Origin of the sequence: Fodinicurvata sediminis DSM 21159 (genome assembly GCF_000420625.1) — a bacterium.
In the GTDB taxonomy this organism is placed as follows: Bacteria; Pseudomonadota; Alphaproteobacteria; order Kiloniellales; family DSM-21159; genus Fodinicurvata; species Fodinicurvata sediminis.
Genome location: NZ_ATVH01000005.1, coordinates 1 through 24850, shown reverse-complemented (window position 1 = coordinate 24850; position 24850 = coordinate 1). Strand labels below are relative to the sequence as shown.

Here is a 24850-nt window from a genome sequence, read left to right as displayed (position 1 = left end):
GCGCTGGGAAGCATGCCAGCGGCGCCGCCGGTGCAAGAGACCTTTCGAGTGCGCTTCGCGCAGCCTCAAGGTGAGGGAGGTTTTATGAAGGCGGGAGGTTTTTTTTATGCTTTATTCCAGTCTCTTAAGCTCTCTCCCTCCTTTCCGCATGTTGAGGCGCTTTGCCGAAGGCAAAGCCTCGAAACACCTCATACGGAGCCCCGTCGAAGTGCTGGCGCCCGCCGTTGGTCCTGCCCTTCGATAGGCTCAGGACAGGCTTTCGAGGGCTTGGAAGGATCAGGGGTGCATCACCGCTCGTCGTTGGCCGTGTCCGGTGTGCCCAGGGTGGGTTCGCGGCGGCGTGGCTTGTCACCGCTGCGACCGCTCTCGCGCGTCTCGCGGTCTCGTAGTGGTGTGCCACAGAGGACGGGCTCTTCGCGTGCTTCAGCACCAGTGGCGGGGGGGCTGTCCAAGGCAGGTTCGCGGTGAGCCCGGCGTTCGCGCCGGCGCTCGCGTCTGGGCTCCTCCGGGGCCGGTTCCTCGTAGGCGCGGCTCTCACGCGGGGCGGTGTCCCGGGCTGGGGCCTCGCGGGCCGGCAGCTTCTCCAGGCTTTTCATCATGCGGGCCTGCTGGGCCAGCAGGCGGGCGAAGCTGTAGGACAGCAGGGCCAGGCTGAGCCAGGCGATCATCCAGAAGCCGCTGGCCACCACCGGTGCATTCATCACCAGCGTTGCGGTGCCGCTGGAGGCGCCGAAGACTTCTCCAGACAGTCCCTCGAAGACCACCACCCGTGCCAGCGGCAGGAAGGCGATGGCGAGCTGGGCCAGGCAGAAGAGATAAAGCAGGAAGCGGGCCATGCGTCTGTTTCCCTGGAAAGCCGCGTCAAAGCTTGAAGCCTAGACCCAGCGGGCCGGCAAGGCAACGCGGGCAACCTGAAACAAAAATGGGAAGATTCCGTGACGTTGCCACTGGAAGAGGAGGCCGGGCATGGCCGAGCCGTTGTCCCCCTATGGCCATGACAGGCGGCGTGAGACACCGCCGCTGCGACTGGAGGTGGACCTGGCGGACTATCGCCGGCAGCTGCAGGCCCTGCGCCGGGAGACCGAGGCCGAGCTGGGCAAGGCCTTGCAAGGACGGGCGGGGGAGGCGACGCCCGCCGGCCTGACCAATCCCAAGGCGCTGGCGGAGCTGCGCCAGGGCCTGCAGCAAAGCCGGGCGGCGGCGGCTGGTCTAAACGCCGCGGCGGATGACCTGGGCCTGGCCTTCCGCCGTGCCTTCCAGGGCGCGGTGCAGGAGGGCGGCAGCCTGTCGGAGGTGCTGCGCGGCCTGGTCAGCGATCTGCAGCGCATGACCCTGCGCCGGGTGCTGGACGGCCCCATGGAGCAGTTGGGCCAGGGGCTGACCAATCAGCTGGGCGGGTTCCTGGGTAACCTTTTGCCTTTCGGGGGCACCCCTTTTGGTGGAACGCGCGCGACGGGTGGGCCGGTGCGGCCGGGCCGCGCCTATCTGGTGGGCGAGCGCGGACCCGAGATCTTCCGCCCCGACAGCGGTGGGCGCATCCTGCCGAACGGCTCGAGGCAGGAGGCGGCGGCCGCGCCGCAGATCATCATCAACATCCAGGGCCCCGGCGGCGATCCGCGCCGGGTGCGCCAGGCCGCCAGCCAGGCGGCGGTGCAGCTGGCCCGCATTGTCGAGAAGGGGCGGCGCGATGCCTGAACATTCGATCGAAGGCTTCGATCCGGGGGGCTTCGACGACGTGGCCTTCCCGCTGGCGTTGGCCCGGGGGTCCGAGGGCGGGCCGGAGTTCAGCACCGCCATCGTGGAGACCGCCTCGGGCCGCGAGCAGCGCAACCAGAACCGGGCGGCGGCGCGCCTGCGCTTCAATGCGGCGCGCGGGCTGCGCTCGGCCGCTGATCGCGACCTGCTGCTGGACTTCTTCTATGCCCGCCGGGGCCGGGCGCGCGCCTTCCCTCTGCGCGACTGGGCCGACTACAAGTCCTGCCCGACGACGCAGACGGTCAGTGCCACGGACCAGCTGCTGGGCCATGGCGACGGGGCGCGGCGGCGCTTCGCGCTGGTCAAGCGCTACGGCGCCGGGGCAGCCAGCTACCTGAGGCGCATCACCCTGCCGCAGGTGGACAGCCTGCGCGTGGCCCTGGACGGCGTGGAAGTGGAGGGGGCCGAGGTGACGAGCGGTTGGAGCGTGGACCGCCTGGCCGGGGAGCTGGTCTTCGATGTGGCGCCGGACGCCGGCGTGGAGCTGCGTGCCGGATTCATCTTCGACGTGCCGGTGCGCTTCGACAGCGACCGGCTGGAGGTCGCCTGGCTGGCGCCGGGCGGGCACGAGGTGGCCGAGGTGCCGCTGGTGGAGGTGATCCTGTCATGAGCTATCTGATGAGCCTGCCGGCGGCCGAGCGGAACGGGCAGATCATGCGCTTCGCAGTGGACCACTGGCAGACGGACTTCAACCTGCTGACCTCGGCCTCGCTGGTGAGCGAAGGTGACGACAACCTGGTCTTCCGCGCCGTCTATCGCCGCAACCTGGACCTGGCCGGCGCGCACTGGGCGAGCGAGGATACGGCCGGGCACCTGCTGCACCGCTACGAGGCGCAGCCCAGCTATCGTGGCTGCAGCCTGCGCTTCCGCTACCGCGCCAATGGGGAGACCCTGGGCCTGGACGCCTTCAACGGACCGGCGCTGGCGCTAGAGACCCATGGCGGGCCGGTCCATCACCTGCGCCTGTGGAACCACCGCGTGCTGCCCAATCCCAACGCGGCGGACGACGACCCTTTCGATCAGGTGATCGAGGTGGTCTTCGACGACGCTCTCACCAGTGGCTTCAGTCCGCCCGACGCAGACGATCCCGAAGCCCTGCGGGCGGCGCGGGTGCCGGTGGACGACATCCGGCGCGTTCTGCTGACCCTGCCGCCCAAGAGCTACATGGCCGGGCGCACCAGCCTGGCGGCACCGCTGGCCAGTGGAGACAGCCAGGTGAGCCTGTCGGTGCCCAGCGGATTGACGATCTCGCCGGGCGACCGCCTGGTCTTCCCGGCCCAGCGCGCACCGGGGCCGGAGGAATATATCGTCACCAGCACCAGCAGCGGCACCGAGCAACTCGTAAGCTTCGAGCCGGCGGCCGTGCTGACCGGCAGCATGGCCGCGGGTCAGGAGGTGCGGGTGACGGTGGAAACGCAGCAGCGCCTGCCCCAGGCCGAGACGGTGGAGGTGCACCTGGAGGCGCTGACCTGCACGGGGCCGGGGGCGCTGCTGGCGATCAACGACCAGGGCTGCGCGCCGCACGGCCTGGCCATGGCGGACGGCTACGACAACGCCTATCACCTGACACCGGCGCGGGTGGTGGCGCAGGCGGTGAAGCTGGGCTACCGCGACGACTGGGTGCTCTACCTGGGCATCTCGCACTTCCATAACCTGGCCTGGGACGAGCCTGCCGGGCGCTATCTGGTGGACCCGGCGCAGGCGCCGCTGAACGCGCCGGCGGCGGCCTGGCTGGCCGATCTCTGCGTGCGGCTGAAGGCGGCGGGCTTCCGGCTGTGGCTGTCGCTCAGCTTCGAGATCCTGGCCGACTTCATGCCGGCCGACTGGGCGCAGAAGGACCATGCGGGCCGTATGGCGCTGACCGGCTGGCAGCCGCCCTCCTCGCTGATCTCGCCCTGCAACGGGGCCGCTCTGGACTGGCTGGGCGGCGTGGCCGAGTTCGTGCTGGGCCTGGCGGAGGAGGCCGGTCTGGCCCCCTGCCTGCAGATCGGCGAGCCCTGGTGGTGGGACGGCAGCTTCGGCACGCAGGTGCCGCACATCTATGACGCCTTTACCCTGACCGCCTATCACGCCGAGACCGGGCTCTATGCGCCCACGCCCTGGCTGCAGCGGGGGGAGGGGCCGGCGGGGGTGCATGGACCCTATCTGGACTGGTGCCGCGACCGTCTGGGCGCGGCCACCGACGCGCTGCGTGACCGGGTGCGGGCGGCCTTTCCGGGGGTGCAGGTGGCGCTGCTGCTGTTCACGCCGCAGGTCTTCCGCCCCGACAGCGAGATCCTGACGCGCCTGAACTTCCCGGCGGCGGCCTGGGCCTGGCCGGCCTATGACGTCCTGCAGATCGAGGACTACGACTGGGTGGTGGCGGGCGATTTCGAGCGCACGGCCGAGACCTGGCGCATCGCGCAGGAGGTGCTGGGCTATCCCCTGTCGGCCCTGCACTACTTCGCGGGCTTCGTCCTGCTGGGCGAGGAGGCCTGGCGCTGGCGCGCGATCGACCGGGCCCTGGCCGAGGCGCTGGACCGCGGCCCGGCCCGGGTCTTCGTCTGGTCGCGCGAACAGGTGGTGCGCGACGGCTTCGTCTATGATCCCCAGGTCAACTGGCCGGGGGCGGGCGCGGCGCTGACCTGCCTGGCGCTCGCCTGGCGGGTGAAGCGGCGCGACGGCCTTGTACAGGGATTCACAACCCACGACCGGCCGCTGATCATCGCCGGTGAGACCTATCGCCCGGCCGTCAGCTTCGAGCCCAGCGAGATCCGCGCCACCGGGCGGCTGACCGGCGACAGCCTGGAGGCCTGGGGCGGCTTCCACAGCGAGGAGATCACCGAAGCCGACCTGAAGGCCGGGCTCTATGACGGGGCCCATGTGCGCATCCTGCAGGTGGACTGGCAGGATCCGGAAGGGACAGCGCCTCTGATCCTGGCCGAGGGGCACATCGGCGAGATCGAGCCCCGGGACCATCACTTCCGCGCCGAGCTGCGCGGGCCGGCCCAGCGTTTGAACCAGCCGCTGGGTGCGGTCTACCAGCCGCACTGCCGCGCCGACCTGGGCGATGCTCGCTGCGGCGTGGACCTGGCCGCGCTGGCGCTGGAAGGCGAAGTGACGGCCCTGGGCGCCGGCGGGCCGGGTGGCCTGGCCGAGGACCAGGTCCTGGCCTGCGACATCCAGGTGGCGGCGCCCGAGGCCTGGCGCGGCGGGCTGGTGGAATTCCTGGACGGCCGCCACGCCGGCCGGTCCCTGGAGGTCAAGGAGCTGCGTGCCGACAGCGGGCGCCTGGTGCTGTTCGAGCCCCTGGGCCGGCCGCCGGAGATCGGCGACCGCATCCGCCTGACGCCCGGCTGCGACAAGCGGGCGGAGACCTGCCGCCAGCGCTTCGACAACCTGGTGAACTTCCGCGGCGAGCCGAGCCTGCCCGGCAGCGATGCCGTGCTGCGCCCCGTCACCCGACTCAGCCGCGCCTGAGGAGAGCGATCATGGACGAGGACGACTTGCGCCGGGCCGTGGTGGCCGAGGCGCGCGGCTGGCTGGGCACGCCCTTCCGCCACGGCGGGCGCTGCCGCGGCGCCGGCGTGGACTGCATCGGCCTGGCCATCGGCGTGGCGAAGGCGCTGGGCCTGCCGCACGCGGATGCCACGGGCTATCCGCGCCGGCCCGAGGAAGGGGAGCTGGCGCGCGGGCTGGAACGGTTGCTGGACCCCTGCGTGCCGGAGGCGGCGAAGCCGGGGGACCTGCTGCGCCTGTCCTGCCGCGGACGGGCCACCCATGTGGCCATCGTCACCGAGCGCGGCATCCTGCACGCCCATGCACCCAGCGGGCGGGTGATCGAGCATGGCTATGACGGCACCTGGCCCGGGCCGGCGGTGGCGGCCTATCGCCTGGCGGTGCCGCAGGAAAGGGAGCAGGGCTGATGGCGACACTGGCGTTCTCGGTGGCCGGCGGCGCGCTGGGGCAGTCGCTGCTGCCGGCCGGCGTCAGCCTGTTCGGCCAGACCCTGGGCGGCCTGGCGGGGGCTGCGGTGGACAACGTGCTGTTCGGCGCTTCGCTGCCGCACCAGCGGGTGGAGGGCCCGCGGCTGTCGGAGCTGCGGGTTTCGGGCTCGGAGTACGGCAGCGCCATCCCGTTGGTCTATGGCGCCGCCTGCCGCCTGTCGGGCACGGTGATCTGGATGGGTCCGGTGGGCGAGCGCAAGTCCAGGCGCACCGAGACCCACGGTGGTGGCGGCAAGGGCGGGGGCGGATCCAGTACAAAGACCACCACCACGACCTATAGCTATGACGTCTCGCTGGCCCTGGGGCTGTGCCAGGGGCCGGTCCGCGCGCTCCGGCGCATCTGGGCGGACGGGCGTCTGCTGTGGGAGGCGGGGCAGGAGCTGGACGGCCTGGCCGCGGGCTTGCAGCTCTATTCCGGCGACGAGACACAGGACCCCAGCCCGGTGATCGAGAGTATCGAGGGCGCGGGGCGGGTGCCGGCCTATCGCGGCCTGGCCTATGTGGTTCTGGAGCGCCTGGAGCTGGGGCCCTTCGGCAACCGCCTGCCCAACTTCACCTTCGAGGTGGCGCTGCCGCCCGAACGCACGCGGCTGTCCGATGCGCTGAGTGACCTCTGTACCCGGGCCGGGGTTGGGCCGGTCCAGGCCCTGGCGCTGGAGGGCCAGCCGCTGCGCGGCTATGCCATTCCGCGTATCATGTCGGCGCGCGAGGCCATCGAGCCGCTGCAGCGCGCCTATTTCTTCGACATCCGCGAGCAGGACGGGCAGCTGGCCTTCCGGCCCCTGGTGCAGGTGGCGCAGACGCGCATTTCCGAGGGCGACCTGGGCGCCTTCGATGCCGATGCGCGCGAGACGGCAGACTTTGCGGAGGGAGCGCCGGTGCCGCGGCTGGCCAGCCGGCGGGCCGATGTCCACAGCCTGCCGCGCGCCCTGGCGGTGCAGTACGCAGACGTGACGCGCGACCATCAGGCGGGCGTGCAGCAGGCCCGCCGGCGCGAGTCCCTGTCGCGCAGCGAAACGGAACTGCAGCTGCCCCTGCTGCTGACCGCCGACGAGGCGCGGAGCATTGCCGAGCGCAGCCTGGCCCTGGCCTGGCAGCAGCGGGTGACCCACGAGATCACCCTGCCGCCCGCCTATCGCCGGCTGGGGCCGGGCGACGTGGTCAGCCTGGAGCTGGACGGCGCAGAATTGCAGGGGCGCATCCTCGAACGGCGTTTTGCGGCGCCCGGCCTGCTGTCGCTGGAGCTGGTGGCCGACCGCACGGGCCCGGGCAGCGCCCTGGAGACGGCCGCCCCGCCCGGTGTGCCGGCGCTGGCCGCGCGCAACCGGGCGCCGGCGCGCAACAGTCCGACGCGCCTGATCCTGCTGGACCTGCCGGCCCTGCGCAGCCAGGACGCCGGCGCCGGCTTCTATGTCGCGCTGGGCCCGACGGAGCCGGCCCTGCGCTGGCCGGGGGCACTGGTGGAGGGCGGCGGCCTGCCGCAACCGGAAAGCTTCCGAAGCCTGGCCGAGAGCGAGACGGCGGCGGTGACAGGTCGCGCACAGACGGTTCTTCCATCCGGGCCGGTGACCCACTGGGACCGGGCGGCGGCCGTGGTGCTGCAGCTGGACGACCCGGAGCGTGAACTGGACAGCCTGCCGGAAGACCAGGTGGCGGCGGGGCGCAACCTGCTGTGGCTGGGCGGCGAGATCCTGCAGTTCGCCTCTGCCGAGCTGCTGGGCCCCGGGCGCTATCGCCTGTCGCGCCTGCTGCGCGGGCGGCTGGGGACCGAGGCCGCGGTGGCGAACCATGAGGCCGAGGAGGCGGTGGTGCTGCTGGACGGGCCGGGACTTGGGCGCTTCGCCCTGGATGTGAACGACCTGGGCCGGCCGCGCTGGTACCGTGCCGTCACCTGGGGGCGGGACGGCGCGGACGCAGAGGTGACGCAGCGGATCTGCGCAGGCCGGGCGCTGCAGCCCTGGGCACCGGTGCACCTGCGCGGGCGGCGCGCGGCCAACGGCGACCTGGCGATCACCTGGGTGCGCCGGGCGCGGCTGGACCGGCGCTGGCGCGACGGTTTCGACACAGCGCTGGAGGACGGGCCCGAGGCCTATGAACTGGAGGTCCTGCAGGACGGGGATGTGCTGGGGGAGGGGGCCGTGCTGCGCCGGGAGACCTGCCCGGCACCCGCCTTCACCTATACGGCGGCGCAGCAGCAGGCCGACTTCGGGAGCCTGCCCGCGGCGGTGCGGCTGCGCGTTTGCCAGATTTCCCCGGTGGTGGGCCGGGGGCTAACCAAGGAGGCCGAGCTATGAGCCATGACAGCGAGACGACACCGCGTTTCCACCTGCCCTATCTCTTCACCGGACAGGCGCAGAAGGAGCTGTTCCACAATATGGCACTGAACCGCCTGGATGCCCTGCTGGCCTGTGTGCTGGCCAGCCGCACGGTGACGACGCCGCCGGCGGCGCCGCAGCCCCAGCAGGCCTGGCTGTTGCCGGCGGGCGCGCAGGGCGCCTGGGCGGGCGAGACGGGGCGCATCGCGCTGTGGCTCGACGGCTGGGACTTCCTCGATCCGCCGTCGGGCCTCAAGGCCTGGATCGCCGACGAGGACCGGCATCTCTTCTTCGACGGGCAGGACTGGCGCGCGCCGCATGCCAGCCCGGGGCAGGGGCAGCTGGCCGACAGCGCCGTGCAGCCGGCGGGGCTGGCGGCCGCGCTGGCGGACTATGCGCCGCTGGCCGGGGCGGCCTTCACCGGCGATGTGAGCACGACGGGAAACCTGAGTGCGGCCAACAATATTCACGCTGGGGGCGGATTCCTGACCCTGGGTGGCGGCGCGGCCGGCCTCTCGGCCGACGGCACCTATGCCTACCTGAAGGACGCTGACGGAGCGACGCGCCTGTTCTTCGGCCGCGCCGGGGCCGACAACCGCGTCATCGTCGAGCTGCAAGACCAGGCTGGTGGTGCCAGTTTCCAGATCCGCGATGCCGGGGCGCAGGCCGTGGTCAGTGTGAGCTCGCTGGGCGCCGCGGACTTCCAGGGTGCGGTGAACGCCGCCGACTTTGCCAGCAACGGCCAGGCCGGGGCCAGCGGAACCTTCCAGAGCGCCGACGGCAAGACCGTGATGGTCACCGGCGGCCTGGTGACGGATATCTCATGACAGCGAGGTGGAGATGAGCCTGTACGACAAACCCGACAGCCTGAATGCGACCTTCATGGGCCTGCGCGGGGCCTGGATGGGCCTCTGGCGGGCGATGATCCTGGCCGCGCTGGTCGGCACCGGCAGCGTGGCCTGGCAATCGGTGGAGACCCTGGTGGAGGTGCGCACCGAGCTGCGCTTGATGCGCGAGCAGGTGACCCGGCAGCTGGAAAACCACGACGAGCGCCTGCGCTACCTGGAGCGGGAGTCCGCCTATCGGCCCACGCCTGAAGAGGAGACTCCCGATGCAACCCGGCTTTGATGATGCGCTCGCCTTTGTCCTGGACTGGGAGGGCGGCGGGGCCGTCACCGACGACCCGGCCGATCCCGGCGGCACCACCCGCTGGGGCATCTCCCTGCGGTTCTATCGCCGGCTTCATCCCGATGCGGAGGCGGACGACATCCGCGGGCTGGAGGAGTCCGAGGCGGTGGCGCTCTATCGCGAGCACTTCTGGCAGGCGCAGAACTGCCAGGACCTGCCGCCGCCACTGGCGCTGCTGGTCTTCGACATGGGCGTCAACTGCCCGCCCGAGGTGACCGTGCGGGCCCTGCAGCAGGCCCTACGCGTGACCGTGGACGGGGTCTTCGGGCCGGTCACCCTGGCGGCCGCCCGGGACAGAGGGTGGGAGGAGATGGTGCTGCGCGACCTCTGCGCCGAACGCGCGGCCTACTACGCCGGCCTGGCCGGCTTCGCACGCTACGGCCGCGGCTGGCTGCGCCGCACCCTGGCCGCCCACGGCGCCGCGCTGGCGCTGCGCGCGGCATCGATCGATGTGTGGGAAGCTGTGGTTACACAGGCCAGTGCGCGTGATGGGTATCGATGACGAAGGCATGGCGGTGGCGGCCGGGCGCATGGCGATGCGGATGTGCATGGGGTTCCGGGCCTTCCCAGCCTTCGTGTTCATGCTGGTGGTGCTCGTCGTGGACGTGCAGATGGCTGTGGTGCCGGGGCGGGTGCTCATGCTCCAGCACGACAGGATCGCCATCCGGCCAGAGCCGTGCGGCCGAAAGGGTCCCGGTCAAGGCGAGCACGCCGAGGACAAGGAAGGCGAGCGAGAGCCCGTATTGGCTGCCCAGCCATCCGGCCAGCGGATAGGTGACCAGCCAGCAGGCATGTGACAGCGAGAACTGAGCCGAGAAGACGGCGGCGCGGTCCGACCCGTGGCAGGACTGCTTCAGCAGCCGCCCCGAGGGCGTCAGGACCAGGGAGCTGCCCGCGCCCAGCAGGAACCAGAGAAACAGCAGGGGACCAAAGGCGGGCTGGAGCAGGCCGAGGAACAGGCTGGTCGTCATGAGGCCGCCGCCCGCCAGCATGAGCGGACGCTGGGCCACTTTGTCGATCAGGCGCGGCAGGCCGAGCGCCACGACCATGGAGCCGCCACCAGCCGCCGCGAAGGCGAGCGCCACCGCGGTTTCCCCCAGCTCCAGGCCGCTGCGCACATAGACAACGGTGTTCACGATCTGCATGGCGCCGGCGGCGGCCACCGCCAGACTGAGCGCAAGCAGGCCCCTCAGACGGGGCGTGCGCAGATAGATCGCCAGGCCGTGCCCGATCCTGTCGCGCAGGCTCTGCGGCACGTCCGTCGCCTGGGCCCGGGGCAGCACGACCGAAACGACCAGCAGGGCCGAGGCCAGGAAGGCCAGGGCGTTCAGCTGGAACAGCAGGTCGAAGCTGATCAGCGTCAGCAGCAGGGCGGCGGCCAGGGGACTGAGCAGGTTTTCCAGGTCGTAGGCCAGCCGCGAGAGGGAGAGAGCCCGCGTATAGTGGCGGTCCGTCTCGAGAATGTCGGGAATGGTGGCCTGGAACAGCGGCGTGAACCCGGCTGAACAGGCGTTCAGCAGGAAGATCAGCAGATAGATCTGCCAAACCTCACTGACGAAGGGCAGGAAGGCAACGGCCGAGGCGCGCAGCAGGTCGAGTGCAACCAGCAGGCTGCGTCGCGGCAGGCGCGTGGCGTAGGCGCCGACCAGCGGGGCGATGCCCACATAGGCCACCATCTTGATCGCCAGGGCCGTGCCCAGCACCTGCCCGGCCTGTGCGCCGGCCAGGGCATCCGCGAGCAGCGCCAGGGCCACCGTCGTCAGGCCGGTGCCCAGAAGGGCGATCACCTGGGCGGCGAAGAGATGCCTGTAACGCCTGTCGCTCAGCGGTCCTGAAAACATGGATCCACCTGCAGCTTGCCGACCCCGGCATTGTCGGCAGCGCGAGCGGTGGAATCAAGTCGGAGGGCCGTTGCTGCCTTCGGCAAGGACGGCCGGCCTGGCCCGGCAGGGAAAGTATCGAGACGGGAAGAGGAGGAGGGAACGATGGCCTTTCCGGCCCTGATTGCGGCCCTGGCACCGGTCTTCGGCCAGGTGCTGGACCGCGTTCTGCCCGACGAGGGCGCGCGGAACGAGGCGGAGCGCGAGCTGACCGCCGCCTTGCTGGCCCATGCCGGCGAGATCGAGCGCGCCGGCGCCGAGATCGTGCTGGCCGAGGCGCGCTCGGAGCATCCGCTGACCTCCACCTGGCGGCCGCTCTTGATGCTGGTCATTGCCGCGGTGATCGCCAACAACTACCTGCTGGCGCCCTACCTGCAACTGCTGTTCGACGTCGGCCTGACCCTGGACCTGCCCGAGCGCCTCTGGGACCTGCTGACGCTGGGCGTCGGCGGCTACGTGGTCGGCCGCAGCGGCGAGAAGATGGTGAAAAGCTGGAAGAGGACGGGGTGAGGTGAACTACAGGGAGTCAGCTTACTGAATGTTCCGCCATCAGTAGCCCGCTTCCTTCTGATGCCGGAAGGCCAGGATGTAGACGGCATCCTCGGTTGGGTCGTGGTGGTAGAGCGCAACATAGCCGGAGTCTCCAAAGGCGATCGCCAACACGCGCAACTCCGGTGTATCAGGTAGCGGCCGGCCGATGCTGGGTGTTGTTTCCAGGAGCAGGAATTGCTGCTGGATTGCCTGGCCCGCACGTCTGGCCGCTGTCGTGGATTTGGCAGCCAGGAACTGCCGGCAGCGTTCCAAACCCTGTACGGCGCCTTCCGTGACGATTACTCGTGGCACTCGGGCGGCGCCTCTTCCTCATCACTGTCCCAGGTGTTCAGCCAGGTGCGAACTTCCTCGCCCGTCAGATGCCGCCCCGTTTCCTGGTAAGCCGCCCAGGACGAGAGAGCTTCCTGCTTGAAGCTCTCGCGCGCTTCCTCGCGCTCGACATACTGTTGGATTGCATCCAGCATAAGCCAATGCGCCGAGCGGCGACGCTGGCTGGCGAGGTTCTGGATACGGCTTTTCAGCACGTCATCGATCTTGAGGGACGTTGCCATCAGGAGACTCTTATTACTAAGTATTACCAAATAATACTGTAGCCTTCCACGATCCAGCTGTCCACTGGCACTGCCTACGGCGAGAAGATGGTGAAGAGCTGGAAGGGGCAGGGGTGAGAGGCCTTGAAGTGAGGCTTGCACCTTGATGCAGGATTACGATTCGGATGGCCATTGTCGAGCTGAGTGCAGGACACGCAGAATCCGCACCTGCTCCCCGGTGACATCATAGATCACTATGTAATTCGAATGAGCGATCAATTCCCGCGTTCCTGGGACACGGCCCGGCCTTCCAAGCTCGGGATGGGTCTTCAGGTACTGGACTTTCGTCGAGAACAGCCTGTCCAGCGCAAGGGCGGCCTGCGGATTGTCCTGGGCTATGTAGTCTCGGATACGCTTCCGGTCTTCATGTGCGGGTCCTGTCCAGAGCAGCTTCACGAAGTCGTTCCGGCAAGCTTCTGCTCGATCTCGGCTCTCCAACGCTCGGCTTCTGCTTCAACATCCTCAGCGGAGAGGAGGTCTCCTTCATTTGCCGCAGCCAAACCGTGTTGCACCTGTTGGAGAAACCAGGCGTCGTGCTCCAGCTTTTCCTGATGCTGCCGTACGTATTCGCGCATGAAACTTCTCAGAAGCTGCGCACCCTTCTGGTCCTCGGCCTTGGCTGCAGCGCTGAATGTCTCCTTGAGAGTGTCATCCACGCGAAAGGTGAAGGTGGAGTCCGTCATGCCTGCCTCATTATGCCTTTGAATGAGTGCATTGTAACACATAATGTCCATGCAGTGCAGAGTCCATCTTCCAAGCGATTTCTGATTCGGGAATGAGGGAAGCAAAAGCCACTGTGCAGAAAACACATGAAAACTCTGTCACAGGATGTGACAATTCTTGATGAATTTGCGATTCGGCTGTTTTATGATCTGGATTCGCGCAAAAGCCTGACTGGATTCATCCCATGCCTGAATCGCATTCCCAGACGTCCCTCCTGAGCCGCCGGAAGGCGCTGGCGGGGCTCGGTCTCCTGGCCCTGACCGGTGGCTTGGCCGGCTGTGGCTCCAGCCGTGATTTGCCCAGCCGGCGCTATGCCCGCTCGCGCAGCGGCTCGGGGAATATCTCCCTGGCCCTGCTGACGGATAGCTCGAGCATGCGGCGTGTTGGCGAGAACATCGACTGGCGTGTCTATCATCACGAAGGCGCCGGCGGGAACCACAGCTACCTGGTCAAGCAGCAAAGCGGTGCCAATCCCAGAATGAGGCTGCCGTCCGGCTGGTACTACGTCGAGGCGCATCACTCGCGGGGTGTCAGCACGCACACTGTCGAGGTCATGCGGAACAACAGCCTGGACTACTATATCGTTCGGGACTGAACGTCTGGACTATTCCCCGGAAATGCGCTTTCATGGGGCGGTCATGATGGCACGGCTCACCCGCTTTTCCGCACTCCTGTTGCTGGCCCTTGCCTTCGGGCTGTCCGGCGCTGTCGCCAATGCACTGCCGGAGAAAAACCCGACAGCCGTCGAATCGGATCATGTCCATGAGGCCGCTGATGGCAAGGTGGAGTCGGGTGATAAGGCGTATCCCAGGGCTATGGACTCCGAAGATGACGGGCATTCCCATGCCCGGCCCGGTGGCTGCAAGACGACGGCCGGGCACTGTACCTCTTTCCAGATGGGGCAGGACAGCTGGTCCGCTGTGCCTGATTTTCACCTGCTGCTCGTGCTGGCCCCATTTGACGAGCACCTGGCGATAGGCGGAGTCCTGGAGGTGGAGATACCGCCGCCACGTTCCTGAGACAGCGGAAGTTCTCATCGACACTCCATCTGCGGTCTGGTGAGGCCGGTTTCGGGTGGAGTCTGCGACCCGTTACAGGAACGAGGATAGACATGTTCAAAACGATTTATACGCGCTGCCTTGCCTTGGCAGCGCTGCCTCTCGCCGTCGCCGCGACAGGCGCGCTTGCCAACGGCGCCAACAACGACGGCCATGCTGCGCCCCATGGCACGCCGGGCGAGGCCTCCCAGGTCTCGCGCAGCATCGAGGTCGTCATGGACGACACCCGCTTCGAACCGGAACGCCTGGAGGTCCAGGCCGGCGAAACAATCCGCTTCGAGCTGCGCAACACAGGCGACCTGGTGCACGAATTCAACATCGGGACCCCCGAGATGCACGCCGATCACAAGCAGGAAATGATGGCGATGATGCAACAGGGGATCATGACACCGCAAAGCCTGGATGAGGAGGCGATGGAAGGCATGCATGGGCATGCCAACAGCATTCTGCTGGAGCCCGGCGAGAGCGGTGAGGTCCTCTGGACCTTTCCCGAAGAGACGGATGGGACGCTCGAATTTGGCTGCAACGTGCCGGGGCATTACGCTTCGGGCATGGTCGGCGACTTCGAACTGAAACACTGACATGCAGCTTGCCGGAGGGGCGCGTTCTGCCCCTTCGGCCCGGCTGAAGCTTCAGTAGACTCAAGGATGAGACAAATGGCACAGGCACATGGCGGGCATGCGGGTCACATGCCCTCGAGCGGGCGCGGTATGGCGATCTCCGCCTGGCTGACAGGTATCTATTTCTTCATCGAGATGGGCATCGGACTCTGGACCGGCTCGATCGCCGTGATCTCGGATGCCTTCCACACTTTCTCGGCGGTGGGCGGCGTGCTGGTGGCGATTTTCGCGGCGCGGCTGGCGCGTCGGCCGGCGGACGAGAACCGCAGTTTCGGCTGGTACCGGGCCGAGATTCTGGGGGCGCTTGTCAATGGCGGGTTCCTCCTGGCAATGGCGCTGGTGGTCATCGTCATGGGGGCCATGCGGTTGGCCCAGCCGATTGAACTACCGCCCACGCCAATGCTGTTGGCGGCGGCCGGCGGCATCGTGACCGAGGTGATCTCACTGGCGCTGATCTGGAAGCAGAGCCAGAGCGACCTGAACGTGAAGGGCGCGCTCTGGCACATCATCCAGACCTTCATTGGCAGCCTGTTGATCATCATCACCGCGCTGGTGATCCACTTCACCGGCTTCCTCTTGATCGACCCGCTTCTGGGCATGGGCTTCGGCTTCGTTCTGCTCTGGGCGAGCTGGGGCATTCTGCGGGATTCCGCGCATCTGCTGATGGAGGGCACGCCGGCGGAGATAAGCCTGTCGGAGGTCTCGGACGCGCTCAATGCGCTGGAGGGCGTGAAGGACGTGCATCACGTGCACGCCTGGGCCCTGACCAGTGGCCGCTATGTCTTCTCCGGCCATTTGCGGGTGGCGGATGGTGTGGACAGCCAGGCAATCCTGAAAGAGGCGCATGGGATGGTGAAGAAACGCTTCGGATTCTTCTTCGTTACCCTGCAGGTGGAAAGCACCTGCCTGGATGAATCGGGCGCCGAGGCAATTGATGTGACGCGGCCCGCACCGCAGGGAAGCCAGGAATGAAGACTCTTCTCCTGCTTTTGCTCATCACGCTGTCGGAGGCCACGATTGGTGTCTTCGTGAAGCTTACGGACGGGCTGATCCCGATCCAGACGCTCAATTTCTACGCCCTTGCTTTTGCAGCGGCCTTTCTGATGGCCGTCATGCCCGTGGCGACCGGACAGTCGTTGCGGTTTCCCTGGGGCAACCTGAAGGATACGATCATCATAGGCGCTCTGATTGCTGCGCAGATCAGCGTTTTCAACTACGCCATGACGCTGGTTCCCATCGCCAACGCCGTGATCTTCTGGAGCATCGCACCCTTCTTCGTCTTCATCTTTTCCGCGCTTTTTCTCGGCGAGAAGGCGCGGAAAAGCTATATCGTGATCTTCGCCATCGCCATGATTGGCATTGTGCTCGCCAAGCCACTGGAAGGTGGTCACATGCTCGGCAATCTCGTGGCGCTTGGAGACGGCGCAATCTACGCCGCAATGGTCACTTACATGCGGTATGAGGGGAAGAGCGAGGCCGGTAACGACATCGCCTGGTCGATGCTGGTTGCGTCCCTGATTCTCATGCCGGCGCTCGTTCTTGTGGGCCCTGGCGCGCTCACGGCAACGATCGCCTATGATGCCTTGGGGATGGAACTGCCGGTGATGCTCTGGGCGGCGGCACTCGGCCTTGTTTCGACCGGTTTCGCCTATTTTGGCATATCCATCGTTCTGAAAACGCTCGATGCCAATGTCTATGCGCTGGTCGACATCATCGTCTCGCCGGTTGTCGCCACGACACTCGGCTTCCTGATCTTCGCCGAGGTGCCGGCGCAGGGGATGATCTATGGCGGTGCGCTCCTGCTCGGGGCCGGCTTCTGGCTCACGCGCGAAATGTCGCGGGGTGCGGAGAGGCGGTCTGTGCATCCCTGTCAGTGTGCCTTGAGGGATATATAAAATACTTATATTTCAATTCACTAGATGCGCCTCAGTTCTGTCTGAGCGGAGGAAGGCCTTGCAGCCGCCTGACACCATGAATCGCTTGACCTTCTAGTTGCTGGAAGCCCTACCTTTGTCTTGTAACTCTGCTCGAATGGCGAGCAGCTCTGTAGAGAAGGACTTCAGAAATGCGAACCGGCCTGATGACCTCACTTGTCGCTGTTGCTTCTACCACAACTCCTTTCGCCCTTGCCGATAGCGATGGCGGCTATGGCGGTCACATGATGAATGGCGCCTGGTACATGGGCCCAATCATGATGGCCTTCTTCTATGGACTGCTTGCGCTGATGGTTGTCATGGTCTTGCGGACTTTCGGCATTGGTTCCGGCGCGACCAAGTCAGGCGCAACTTCCGCTGTGCAGGAAAGTTCGGATGCCATTCTTCGCGAGCGTTTCGCACGTGGCGAAATCGAGCAGGACGAGTTCGAGAGGCGCAAGAAGACCCTGAATGGCTGAGGTTCTGGGCGTTCGACAGGAAAGCCTGGCTCTTGGTCTTTTGTATGGAAAATAGGGCCACTTGAGAAAGAAGCTGAAAGGACCGGAGAGGATGGAGCCCAACAACCCGTTTCGAGGGGAGGAGCTGCAAGGCAAGAGCTTCCCGGCGTTCCTGAAGCGCCACATGGTTTCGATATGCCTGGCCGTTGGGCTGATTGCCACCATAGCCATCCTTTGGCTCATCGGAATTTATCCTTGGACAATCTTGGCCTTCGCTTTGTTGATTGCCTGTCCCCTGGTCGTTGCATTGGTTCTATGGATCGAACGAAGGCAAAAACAGAATCCGAAGACAGGAAAGTAGTGATGACTCAGCAACGAACCCCACAGTCCGAGAACGCGCGGGATATCCGCTCTGCGCGCCTGCTCGTCCCCGGCATGGGCAGCGATCACTGCGCGGGACTCGTTTCCAGCTCCCTGAAGCGGCTGCAGGGTGTAGTGGATGTGCACACGAATATTGCGAACCATCGTGTCGATGTCCGTTTCGATTCTGCCGTACTTGGGCCAGAGGACCTGAAGGCAGCTGTGGAGCGAGCCGGCTATGATGTTGATCACGCCGAAACGAAGGAGGGTAACCGTCAAGCCGGGGTTCGTCTGACTGTTCCCGGCATGGGAAGCGACCATTGCGCCGGGCTCATCTCTGATTCGGTCCACAGACTGCCGGGCATTTCCGAGGTACGCACGAACATCGCGGCTCATCGCGTGAGCATAAATTTCGACAGTGAAGCTACCGATGCCGCAGCCATCCAGACTGCTGTCGAGCGTGCTGGGTACGACGTGGCATCGGTGGAAAAGCCAGAAAGTTCTTCGCCAACGTCCGAGCAGGATCTCGAAACACGCTATCTGTCGCAGGCGTGGAAGCGGCTTTGGATCGCCGCTATACCGACAACGCTCATCATGCTGCTGATGATCCCGGAGATGTTCTGGCGTCCTATTCCGGGTTACCTTGCAATCGTTGCAGTTCTCGCCTTCCCTGTGGTCTTTCTTTATGGCGGGTTTGCGACACACCGCTCGGCCTGGCGTTCGCTTACGAACCGGACAGCCAACATGGACGTGCTGATCTCAATGGGCAGTCTTCCGCCCTACCTGATCGGTCTCGTCGGTTTCGTTTATCCGATGACTTCGTTCATCGAGATGGCTGCGACCATAATGACCTTCCACATGCTGGGCCGTTACCTGGAGACCCGTGCCAAGGGGCGGGCAAGCCAGGCAATCAAGCGGCTCATCACCATGGGTGCGAAAACCGCGTCCGTGCTGAGGGATGGCCAGGAGGTGGAGGTGCCCGTATCGGAACTCCAATTGGGGGATCTGATGGTGGTGCGGCCAGGCGCCAAGATTCCGACGGATGGTGAGATCATTGAAGGAACCAGCCATCTCGACGAGTCTATTGCGACCGGCGAGTCCGTACCGGTCGAGAAGGGACCTGGTGCCACGGTAATCGGGGCGACGATCAACAAGGAAGGTATGTTGAAGGTCCGTGCCACAAAGATCGGAGCGGATACCTTCCTGTCGCAGGTAATCCGATTGGTGGAAGAGGCGCAAGGCTCAAAGGTTCCGATCCAGGAGTTTGCGGATCGCCTGACGAATTACTTCGTTCCTGCAGTGATTCTGATCAGCTTGGCCAGCTTCCTGGCATGGCTTCTCATGGGTGAAAGCCTACGTCCAATTCTTACCTGGGGCTCCAGTTTCCTGCCTTGGGTTGACCCAAGCATGACCCCGCTCATTGCTGCCATTCTGGCGGCGGTTGCAGTTCTGGTCATTGCCTGTCCCTGCGCGCTCGGCCTTGCGACCCCAACGGCCATCATGGTGGGCAGTGGCCTGGGTGCGGAACGGGGCGTGTTGATCCGCTCCGGTGAAGCGATCCAGACTTTGAAGGATATCAAGGTCATCGTGCTGGACAAGACAGGTACGATCACCAGGGGCAAGCCTTCCTTGACCGATGTTGTGACAAGTTCCGGCTTCGATGAGGCAAGAGTCCTTGCCGCAGCGGCCGCCGTAGAAGCTGGCAGTGAGCACCCACTCGGGCAGGCGATCGTTGTAGGTGCACGCGAGCGCGGCCTGGACCTGCCTGAGGTTACGAACTTCAAGTCCGTCACGGCGCGGGGTGTCGAGGGTGAGGTTGATAGTGAAATCGTGCGTGTGGGGAGTTGGCGTCTACTCGAAGAGGCAGGGATTACAATCGACGAGCTTGCCGCGCAGTTGGAAGACCTTGAGACCACAGGTAAAACAGCAATGCTCGTGGCAATTGGAAACAATGCAGCCGGGATTGTCGCTGTTGCCGACACCATCAAGGAAGATTCGAAGGCAGCCATCGAAGCATTGCACGGTCTCGGCATACGTGTCGCGATGGTGACCGGAGATAATGAACGCACGGCAAAACATGTCGCCAACCAGGTTGGGATCGACGAAGTGCAGGCGGGTGTTCTTCCGGAAGGCAAGGTAACGGCCATTCGCGATCTCCAGTCACGTTACGGCAATTCTGTTGCTATGGTTGGGGATGGCATCAATGACGCCCCGGCCCTGAAGCAAGCCAATGTCGGTATTGCCATCGGAGCAGGAGCGGATGTCGCCATCGAAGCGGCAGATGTCACTCTGGTTAAAGGCGAACTCACCAAAGCTGTCGAGGCGATCGCCCTGTCCAAGGCGACGTTCCGAAAGATCGTCCAGAATCTGTTCTGGGCATGGTTCTACAATCTCGGGGCCATTCCCATAGCAGCACTAGGCTTGCTGCATCCGATGATTGGCGTGATCGCAATGACTGTAAGTTCGCTGTCGGTGATAGGGAACTCGCTTCTCCTGAAAGGCGCCCGACTGGAGGTTCCCAAGTCATGAAGCATAACCAGCAGCCGAATGAAGATGGATCGAACGGAGGCACGTCGAGTAAGCGCAGTTTCCTGAATACCCCTGCAGGCTTTGCACTCTGCGTGCTTTTGGCCATTGGCGCAGGGTGGCTCTGGATTGACCATCGTGTGCACATTCTTGCCGCCCTACCGCTCCTGCTGCCTCTGCTGCTCTGTGTCGGCATGCATTTCTTCATGCATCGAGGACATGGTGGCGGCGGGCATGGTGGAGGCGGGCATGGAGGGGGTGGCCATAACCGATAAGTCCAATCCTGCCTTCAATCTCGAAGCAGGATCCCGCTCTACAGATCTGCGTAGAAGTGCCACCCCATATCATTCCCTTACAGGCAAAGGAGAAAACGCCATGCGTGGGAACAGACTGAATTCACTTATTATTGCGGGCATTTTTCTGGTCGCAAGCTCGACTTTGGCGCTTGCCCAAAGCGAGAACGATAACCAGGAGACACATCATCCCGAGCAAAGCCAGGGGGCCGATCAGCCACAAGCCGGAGCAGCTGATGGTGCACCGTCAGCTGAAAGGCCGGGTGGTATGTCCGGTATGATGAACATGATGCCGGACCAAGAAGGCATGGGCCTGATGGCGCCCGGCATGATGGACCGCGGCATGATGGACCAGATGATGCGCCCCGGTATGATGGGCCGCGGCATGATGGGTCATATGGGACAAGGCGCGATGGGTCAGGCACAAATGCCCATGGCAGGAATGATGTGCCCCATGATGAAATCGATGATGGGAGCTGGCGGTCATGGAAAGGGGCACCACGGAATGACTGGCCCCGACATTCTCTACGGGATTCCGGAGAATGCACATGACGAGATGACACCGGACCAGGTGCGCGGATTTCTTGAGAAACGACTGGCGCATCACGGCAATCCCCGTCTGGAGGTCGGAGACATCGTTGCGGAGGGTGACGCCACAATTACGGCGGAGATCGTCACAGTCGACGGGTCCCTGGTGCAGAAGCTCGCGTTCAACCGCTTCCCGGGCCTGGTTCGACAGATTACCGAATAAGACGGACCTTCCAACCAAAGTGCAGGGTTTGCCGCAGCAGTGGTAAAAATGGCCTCGAACCAGATTACTTGGCTCAATATCTTGCGGCGCTATCTTGTCTTCATGGCGGTGGGCAATCTCGTCTGGGAGTTTGCCCACATGCCGCTTTTTACTCTTTGGGAAACCGGGTCACCGGGCGAGATTGTTTTTGCGGCGTTGCATTGCACGGCTGGTGACATCCTGATTGCGCTATCGGCGCTGACCGCCTCCCTTCTCCTCTTCGGAACGGGGCAATGGCCAGGACAGGGCTATTGGCGGGTGGCCTTGCCAGCCATAGGGATCGGCCTTGGCTATACTCTCTTCAGTGAGTGGTTGAACATAGAAGTACGGGAAGCCTGGGCATACCGTGAATTGATGCCGGTGCTGCCTGGCCTTGATGCGGGCATAACCCCTATTGCCCAATGGTTGATTCTTCCAAGTTTTGCGTTCTGGGGCGCTATGAAAAAGGGAAAAGCGTCATAGATATTTTGCTTCCAGAGATTTCATCTTTCCTAAATATTAACACTCTCTTCTGGACATTGAGATTTTTACTATCCAATCACTTAGTTACTGGGATTTCCAGGAATAGAAACTGGCGTCCCGCGGAATGATGGTAATTCTACATTTTATGAGCTCAATCCTTTAATTGTGACTGTCCTGAGGCTGAGCATCATGAGGATGAAAGAGATCAAAAAGGCAGTAATATGACTGTTGGTGTAATCTTCCGTCTACTGGCGGTCATGCTGCTTTGGGCTTCCTGTTTCCCTCTTATCACCTTAGGTCTCGATCTAGTGCCTCATCTAGCCTTTGCGGCGATGCGGGCTAGTCTTGCAGGTTTCTGCCTAATTCTTATAGGCCTGCTTTTCCGCCGGCCAATTCCCCGGAGTGGCCGTTCCTGGGCGCTGATCACGCTTGTAGGCTTTGGGGCGACAAGTCTGGGCTTCCTTGGTATGTTCCACGCTGCCGAATTCGTTTCACCTGGGCTTGCAACCGTCATTGCCAATGCACAACCACTTCTTGCCGCGCTTCTTGCGCATGCCGTCTTAAAGGAAAAGCTGACGGCGTTCGGAAAGCTAGGCCTGATAACTGGCTTCGCGGGTATCAGCGCAATAGCGTGGCCGGGTCTTGCCGCCGGCACCGAACCAGACTATGCGCTGGGCATCACTTACATTGTCCTTGCAGCGACCGGCGTTTCGATTGGAAATATCGCCATCAAGCGCCTGACCGGAGAAGCTGACGTCGTGATGGCGATGGGATTCCAGTTACTCATCGGTGCCGTACCTTTGATGTTCCTGTCGATATTCACGGAGGATATTTCCGCTCTAACCTGGTCGGCTGACTTCGTGCTCATTCTTGGCGTGCTCGCGATCTTCGGTTCATCCCTTGCATTCTGGCTATGGTTTACCGCTCTCGAAAATGTTGAGCTCAATCGGGCCAATGCTTTCACATTCCTTGTACCGATTTTTGGATTGGTGATCGGATCGACCCTGTTCGACGAGCAGCTCGTGTGGCCGCAAGCTATCGGTATTGTATTGGTGCTGGCCGGGATATTTTTTGTACAGCATGGAGTCCGCGGAAAGGTTTCTATCCAATGATAATGGCCTGCGCGATCTTTTGTGGCCGCAAGAAGTGCTCTCAACCGGACATGTTGGTAAGCTGTCGGGCCGTTTCGTGACGTCGCAGTCACGCCCATCGCCGTGCTTGTAACTTGTCCCTCACTTTGCTCTTTCTTGCTCCATTGGCCCCTTATCCCAACTCCAAGGGCTGGATTTTCCGACAGCAACGGATCCAGACCTGTGCGGTTGGGCTAATGATTCCAATCGCAGGAAGGTCAAGAATGACTTTTAGGCGGGCTCTGCGTTGACGCGTGGAGAATCTTTCATTTGACCTTCCAGTAGCTGGAATCTGTATGATTTCTCATTGGCTTTGCTGTCGGCGTGGTCAAGCAAAATGGTTGGCGCATTCTTTCAACTGATGCTCTGGGATCCCGACAGGTCGAGCGCGCAACGAAGGTTGCCGAGGGGCCGGCGCGGAGCCGTGGAATCGAAGCAGATAGGATCCCGTGAATGCCAGAAATCTCATTTCCCAATATCGACCCGATCGCCTTCGAAATCGGACCTTTGGTGATACGCTGGTACGCCTTGGCGTATATTGCCGGGATTCTGCTCGGCTGGCGCTATTGTCTCCATCTCGCCAGACGTGACACCCTCCGTCCAAATGCCCCGGATATCGACGACTTTATGGTTTGGGCGATATTCGGGATTATTCTGGGTGGGCGCGTCGGCTATGTGGTCTTCTACAATGCCGCCTACTATCTGGAGTATCCGCTGGAAGCCATAATGGTTTGGCATGGCGGTATGTCCTTTCACGGCGGTCTTGTCGGCGTGCTCCTTGCTATCACAGTCTTCTCCTGGCGACGCGGCTTTTCCCCGTTGGCAATGGGCGATCTCGTTGCGGTGGCGGCGCCGATCGGACTCTTCTTCGGACGCCTGGCAAACTTCGTGAACGGTGAGCTTTTCGGCCGTGTGAGCGACGTGCCCTGGGCCGTGGTCTTTCCGTATGGTGGCGACCTGCCGAGGCACCCAAGCCAGCTCTACGAGGCTGTCCTGGAAGGCTTGGTGTTGTTCGCCGTGTTGGCGGTTCTGGCCCATCGCCCCGGAATAAGACGCCGAGCCGGGTTCCTCACCGGCGTCTTCCTGGTCGGTTACGGCCTCGCCCGAATGTTCGTCGAGTTCTTCCGTGAACCTGACGTCCAATTGGGGTTCATCCTCGGCCCGATCACCATGGGCCAGATTCTCTCCACTCCTATGGTTCTACTAGGACTGTATCTGATGGTACGAACGCGACGTCACTCGGAAGACAAACCGATGCTGCAAGCCCATTCGGCGGGCAGAAATTGAATGGAGGGTGGTGAAACGGAGGTATTCTCCGTAGGGAGGCCGTTCGCTGTCCTAGGTTCAATACAACCTGCGCTCAGCGCCTGTAAATCACTTCGACCCCAATTATTATATGAACGAAGACCGGGTGCGAGGCGAAGCCTTTACGCGACCCGCTCTCTTGTTGGGTATGGGCTGGTGGGGGATGTATCAGCTGCAGGGGCTCGATGCTGATCGCTACACACTGCTGCCCGCACGGAACCGCATCAATTTCCATCTGCTGTCACTGCCGCTCGGCGCTCTGAGTGAAGGCTTCGGTGGCAACACCGACTAAGTCATACGGGAGAACAGTCTCGACAATTATCTATTATATTTTGAGAGGTTAGTCCTGCGTTGGCAGGCCCTTGGGCCATGCGCGGGTAAGAGTTCCGCAGGGCAACCGCTGTTGCGGTAGTGGTCGAGACGAATGGCCCGGTCTCGCCTGCCCTGGCTGTCCGGTATGGCAGAAGGCCCTGTGAGGGACGGCAAAACAGGTGGTTTGCCGGTCCTTGTCACGCTAGTTTCCCGTCTTCACACGGCACTCGGAAGGCAGGGTACTGGGAAGGAACGTGATGGCGGGGCAGGAACGATTGACGCGGTTACAGGCGCAGCGGATTGCCCTGGCCGCTCAGGGGTTCACCGTAAGCGGTGCGAGAGCCCCATACTCCAGTAGCGGGTTTGTATAGGTTACTGTTGGTCCCAGTGTTATCGAAATACGGGATACCAAATGGACCAACATTTGTTAGTGGAGGAGTTCGACCATAGTGTCGAGCGCCTTGATGTGCTGGAGGGCCCGACGGGCCGGCGGCGTTGGACGGAGGAGGCCAAGGCGCGGATTGTCGCGGAATCGTTTGAGCCGGATGCGCGCGTTGCCGAGGTGGCGCGGCGCCACGGCCTGCGCCCGCAGCACCTCTCGAGCTGGCGCCGCCAGGCGCGCGCAGGACAGCTG

The 24850-nt window shown here is 64.0% G+C and carries 30 protein-coding genes; 24 read left to right on the top strand and 6 right to left on the bottom strand.

Going from position 1 to position 24850, the window contains the following annotated elements; translation table 11 throughout:
* Window positions 1-287 precede the first annotated feature (287 nt).
* A complete protein-coding gene (locus G502_RS0101040; RefSeq protein ID WP_022726808.1) occupies window positions 288-836 on the bottom strand; it encodes a hypothetical protein in 549 nt (182 codons plus the stop codon).
* 130 nt (window positions 837-966) lie between these two features.
* Here G502_RS0101040 and G502_RS21230 point away from each other — a divergent pair, with 130 nt between their 5' ends.
* The 8 genes from G502_RS21230 to G502_RS21215 all read left to right on the top strand — a co-directional run bounded on the left by G502_RS21230 (window position 967) and on the right by G502_RS21215 (window position 9746).
* Entirely contained in the window at window positions 967-1695 is a 729-nt protein-coding gene (locus tag G502_RS21230; protein WP_022726807.1) for a hypothetical protein, read from the top strand.
* Window positions 1688-2365, top strand: a complete 678-nt coding sequence (locus G502_RS22600; protein ID WP_022726806.1) for a DUF2460 domain-containing protein — start codon at window positions 1688-1690, stop codon at window positions 2363-2365. Before G502_RS21230 ends, G502_RS22600 begins: the two co-directional genes overlap by 8 nt.
* Window positions 2362-5214 carry a phage/gene transfer agent baseplate hub protein gene (locus tag G502_RS22795; RefSeq protein ID WP_051151949.1) on the top strand — a complete coding sequence of 951 codons (2853 nt, stop codon included), beginning with the start codon at window positions 2362-2364 and terminating at the stop codon, window positions 5212-5214. The genes G502_RS22600 and G502_RS22795 overlap by 4 nt, the downstream gene beginning before the upstream one ends.
* A gap of 11 nt (window positions 5215-5225) precedes the next feature.
* Complete coding sequence (locus G502_RS0101020) at window positions 5226-5660, top strand: C40 family peptidase (protein WP_022726804.1); 435 nt, start codon at window positions 5226-5228, stop codon at window positions 5658-5660.
* Between the two features lie 149 nt (window positions 5661-5809).
* Window positions 5810-8035, top strand: coding sequence for a phage tail protein (locus tag G502_RS0101015; RefSeq protein WP_155957761.1), 2226 nt, complete (start codon window positions 5810-5812; stop codon window positions 8033-8035).
* Window positions 8032-8883, top strand: a complete 852-nt coding sequence (locus G502_RS21220; protein WP_022726802.1) for a DUF2793 domain-containing protein — start codon at window positions 8032-8034, stop codon at window positions 8881-8883. Before G502_RS0101015 ends, G502_RS21220 begins: the two co-directional genes overlap by 4 nt.
* Before the next feature lie 13 nt (window positions 8884-8896).
* The gene (locus G502_RS0101005; RefSeq protein ID WP_022726801.1) at window positions 8897-9184 is read left to right on the top strand and encodes a hypothetical protein; all 288 of its coding nucleotides are present in this window, start codon (window positions 8897-8899) and stop codon (window positions 9182-9184) included.
* Window positions 9168-9746 carry a glycoside hydrolase family 108 protein gene (locus G502_RS21215; protein ID WP_022726800.1) on the top strand — a complete coding sequence of 193 codons (579 nt, stop codon included), beginning with the start codon at window positions 9168-9170 and terminating at the stop codon, window positions 9744-9746. Before G502_RS0101005 ends, G502_RS21215 begins: the two co-directional genes overlap by 17 nt.
* Here G502_RS21215 and G502_RS0100995 read toward each other — a convergent pair.
* Window positions 9712-11085, bottom strand: coding sequence for an MFS transporter (locus G502_RS0100995; RefSeq protein WP_022726799.1), 1374 nt, complete (start codon window positions 11083-11085; stop codon window positions 9712-9714). The genes G502_RS21215 and G502_RS0100995 overlap by 35 nt on opposite strands.
* Window positions 11086-11133: 48 nt before the next feature.
* Between G502_RS0100995 and G502_RS0100990 the strand changes: the two genes are divergently transcribed.
* Entirely contained in the window at window positions 11134-11634 is a 501-nt protein-coding gene (locus G502_RS0100990) for a 3TM-type holin (protein WP_155957760.1), read from the top strand.
* A 39-nt stretch (window positions 11635-11673) separates the two neighbouring features.
* Here the strand turns inward: G502_RS0100990 and G502_RS0100985 are convergent, their stop codons facing one another.
* From G502_RS0100985 to G502_RS0100970, 4 genes are all read right to left on the bottom strand, one after another.
* Window positions 11674-11967: a type II toxin-antitoxin system RelE/ParE family toxin gene (locus tag G502_RS0100985; protein ID WP_022726797.1), complete on the bottom strand. Its 294-nt coding sequence runs from the start codon at window positions 11965-11967 to the stop codon at window positions 11674-11676.
* Window positions 11955-12227 carry a CopG family ribbon-helix-helix protein gene (locus G502_RS0100980; protein WP_022726796.1) on the bottom strand — a complete coding sequence of 91 codons (273 nt, stop codon included), beginning with the start codon at window positions 12225-12227 and terminating at the stop codon, window positions 11955-11957. Before G502_RS0100980 ends, G502_RS0100985 begins: the two co-directional genes overlap by 13 nt.
* 153 nt (window positions 12228-12380) lie before the next feature.
* Entirely contained in the window at window positions 12381-12662 is a 282-nt protein-coding gene (locus tag G502_RS0100975) for a type II toxin-antitoxin system RelE/ParE family toxin (RefSeq protein ID WP_022726795.1), read from the bottom strand.
* Window positions 12659-12949 (bottom strand): CopG family ribbon-helix-helix protein, encoded by a 291-nt coding sequence (locus G502_RS0100970; protein WP_026988927.1) that lies wholly within the window; start codon window positions 12947-12949, stop codon window positions 12659-12661. The genes G502_RS0100975 and G502_RS0100970 overlap by 4 nt, the downstream gene beginning before the upstream one ends.
* 224 nt (window positions 12950-13173) lie before the next feature.
* On the opposite strand from G502_RS0100970, the gene G502_RS0100965 reads away from it, so the two are divergent.
* The 15 genes from G502_RS0100965 to G502_RS0100895 all read left to right on the top strand — a co-directional run.
* On the top strand, window positions 13174-13584 hold the full coding sequence (locus G502_RS0100965; protein WP_022726793.1) for a hypothetical protein: 411 nt from the start codon (window positions 13174-13176) through the stop codon (window positions 13582-13584).
* 43 nt (window positions 13585-13627) lie between these two features.
* Window positions 13628-14008, top strand: a complete 381-nt coding sequence (locus tag G502_RS0100960; RefSeq protein WP_155957759.1) for a hypothetical protein — start codon at window positions 13628-13630, stop codon at window positions 14006-14008.
* A 92-nt stretch (window positions 14009-14100) separates the two neighbouring features.
* Complete coding sequence (locus tag G502_RS0100955) at window positions 14101-14628, top strand: cupredoxin domain-containing protein (RefSeq protein ID WP_022726791.1); 528 nt, start codon at window positions 14101-14103, stop codon at window positions 14626-14628.
* Window positions 14629-14703: 75 nt separating this feature from the next.
* A complete protein-coding gene (locus G502_RS0100950) occupies window positions 14704-15639 on the top strand; it encodes a cation diffusion facilitator family transporter (protein ID WP_022726790.1) in 936 nt (311 codons plus the stop codon).
* Window positions 15636-16562, top strand: a complete 927-nt coding sequence (locus G502_RS0100945; protein WP_022726789.1) for a DMT family transporter — start codon at window positions 15636-15638, stop codon at window positions 16560-16562. The genes G502_RS0100950 and G502_RS0100945 overlap by 4 nt, the downstream gene beginning before the upstream one ends.
* 170 nt (window positions 16563-16732) lie before the next feature.
* Entirely contained in the window at window positions 16733-17059 is a 327-nt protein-coding gene (locus G502_RS18045) for an SHOCT domain-containing protein (RefSeq protein WP_022726788.1), read from the top strand.
* Window positions 17060-17150: 91 nt separating this feature from the next.
* Window positions 17151-17399 (top strand): hypothetical protein, encoded by a 249-nt coding sequence (locus G502_RS0100935; protein WP_022726787.1) that lies wholly within the window; start codon window positions 17151-17153, stop codon window positions 17397-17399.
* A 2-nt stretch (window positions 17400-17401) separates the two neighbouring features.
* Window positions 17402-19927, top strand: a complete 2526-nt coding sequence (locus G502_RS0100930) for a heavy metal translocating P-type ATPase (RefSeq protein WP_022726786.1) — start codon at window positions 17402-17404, stop codon at window positions 19925-19927.
* Window positions 19924-20199 carry a DUF2933 domain-containing protein gene (locus G502_RS21790; protein WP_081649622.1) on the top strand — a complete coding sequence of 92 codons (276 nt, stop codon included), beginning with the start codon at window positions 19924-19926 and terminating at the stop codon, window positions 20197-20199. The genes G502_RS0100930 and G502_RS21790 overlap by 4 nt, the downstream gene beginning before the upstream one ends.
* Before the next feature lie 100 nt (window positions 20200-20299).
* A complete protein-coding gene (locus tag G502_RS0100920) occupies window positions 20300-20968 on the top strand; it encodes a hypothetical protein (protein ID WP_022726784.1) in 669 nt (222 codons plus the stop codon).
* Between the two features lie 48 nt (window positions 20969-21016).
* Window positions 21017-21469 carry a hypothetical protein gene (locus G502_RS0100915; RefSeq protein ID WP_022726783.1) on the top strand — a complete coding sequence of 151 codons (453 nt, stop codon included), beginning with the start codon at window positions 21017-21019 and terminating at the stop codon, window positions 21467-21469.
* A gap of 221 nt (window positions 21470-21690) precedes the next feature.
* Window positions 21691-22581 (top strand): DMT family transporter, encoded by an 891-nt coding sequence (locus G502_RS0100910; protein ID WP_022726782.1) that lies wholly within the window; start codon window positions 21691-21693, stop codon window positions 22579-22581.
* 471 nt (window positions 22582-23052) lie between these two features.
* Window positions 23053-23886, top strand: a complete 834-nt coding sequence (gene lgt / locus G502_RS18040) for a prolipoprotein diacylglyceryl transferase (protein ID WP_022726781.1) — start codon at window positions 23053-23055, stop codon at window positions 23884-23886.
* Between the two features lie 181 nt (window positions 23887-24067).
* Window positions 24068-24196 carry a hypothetical protein gene (locus G502_RS22760; RefSeq protein WP_022726780.1) on the top strand — a complete coding sequence of 43 codons (129 nt, stop codon included), beginning with the start codon at window positions 24068-24070 and terminating at the stop codon, window positions 24194-24196.
* A 432-nt stretch (window positions 24197-24628) separates the two neighbouring features.
* Window positions 24629-24850, top strand: a 222-nt coding sequence (locus tag G502_RS0100895; protein WP_155957758.1) for a transposase, incomplete at its 3' end; no start/stop codon positions are given.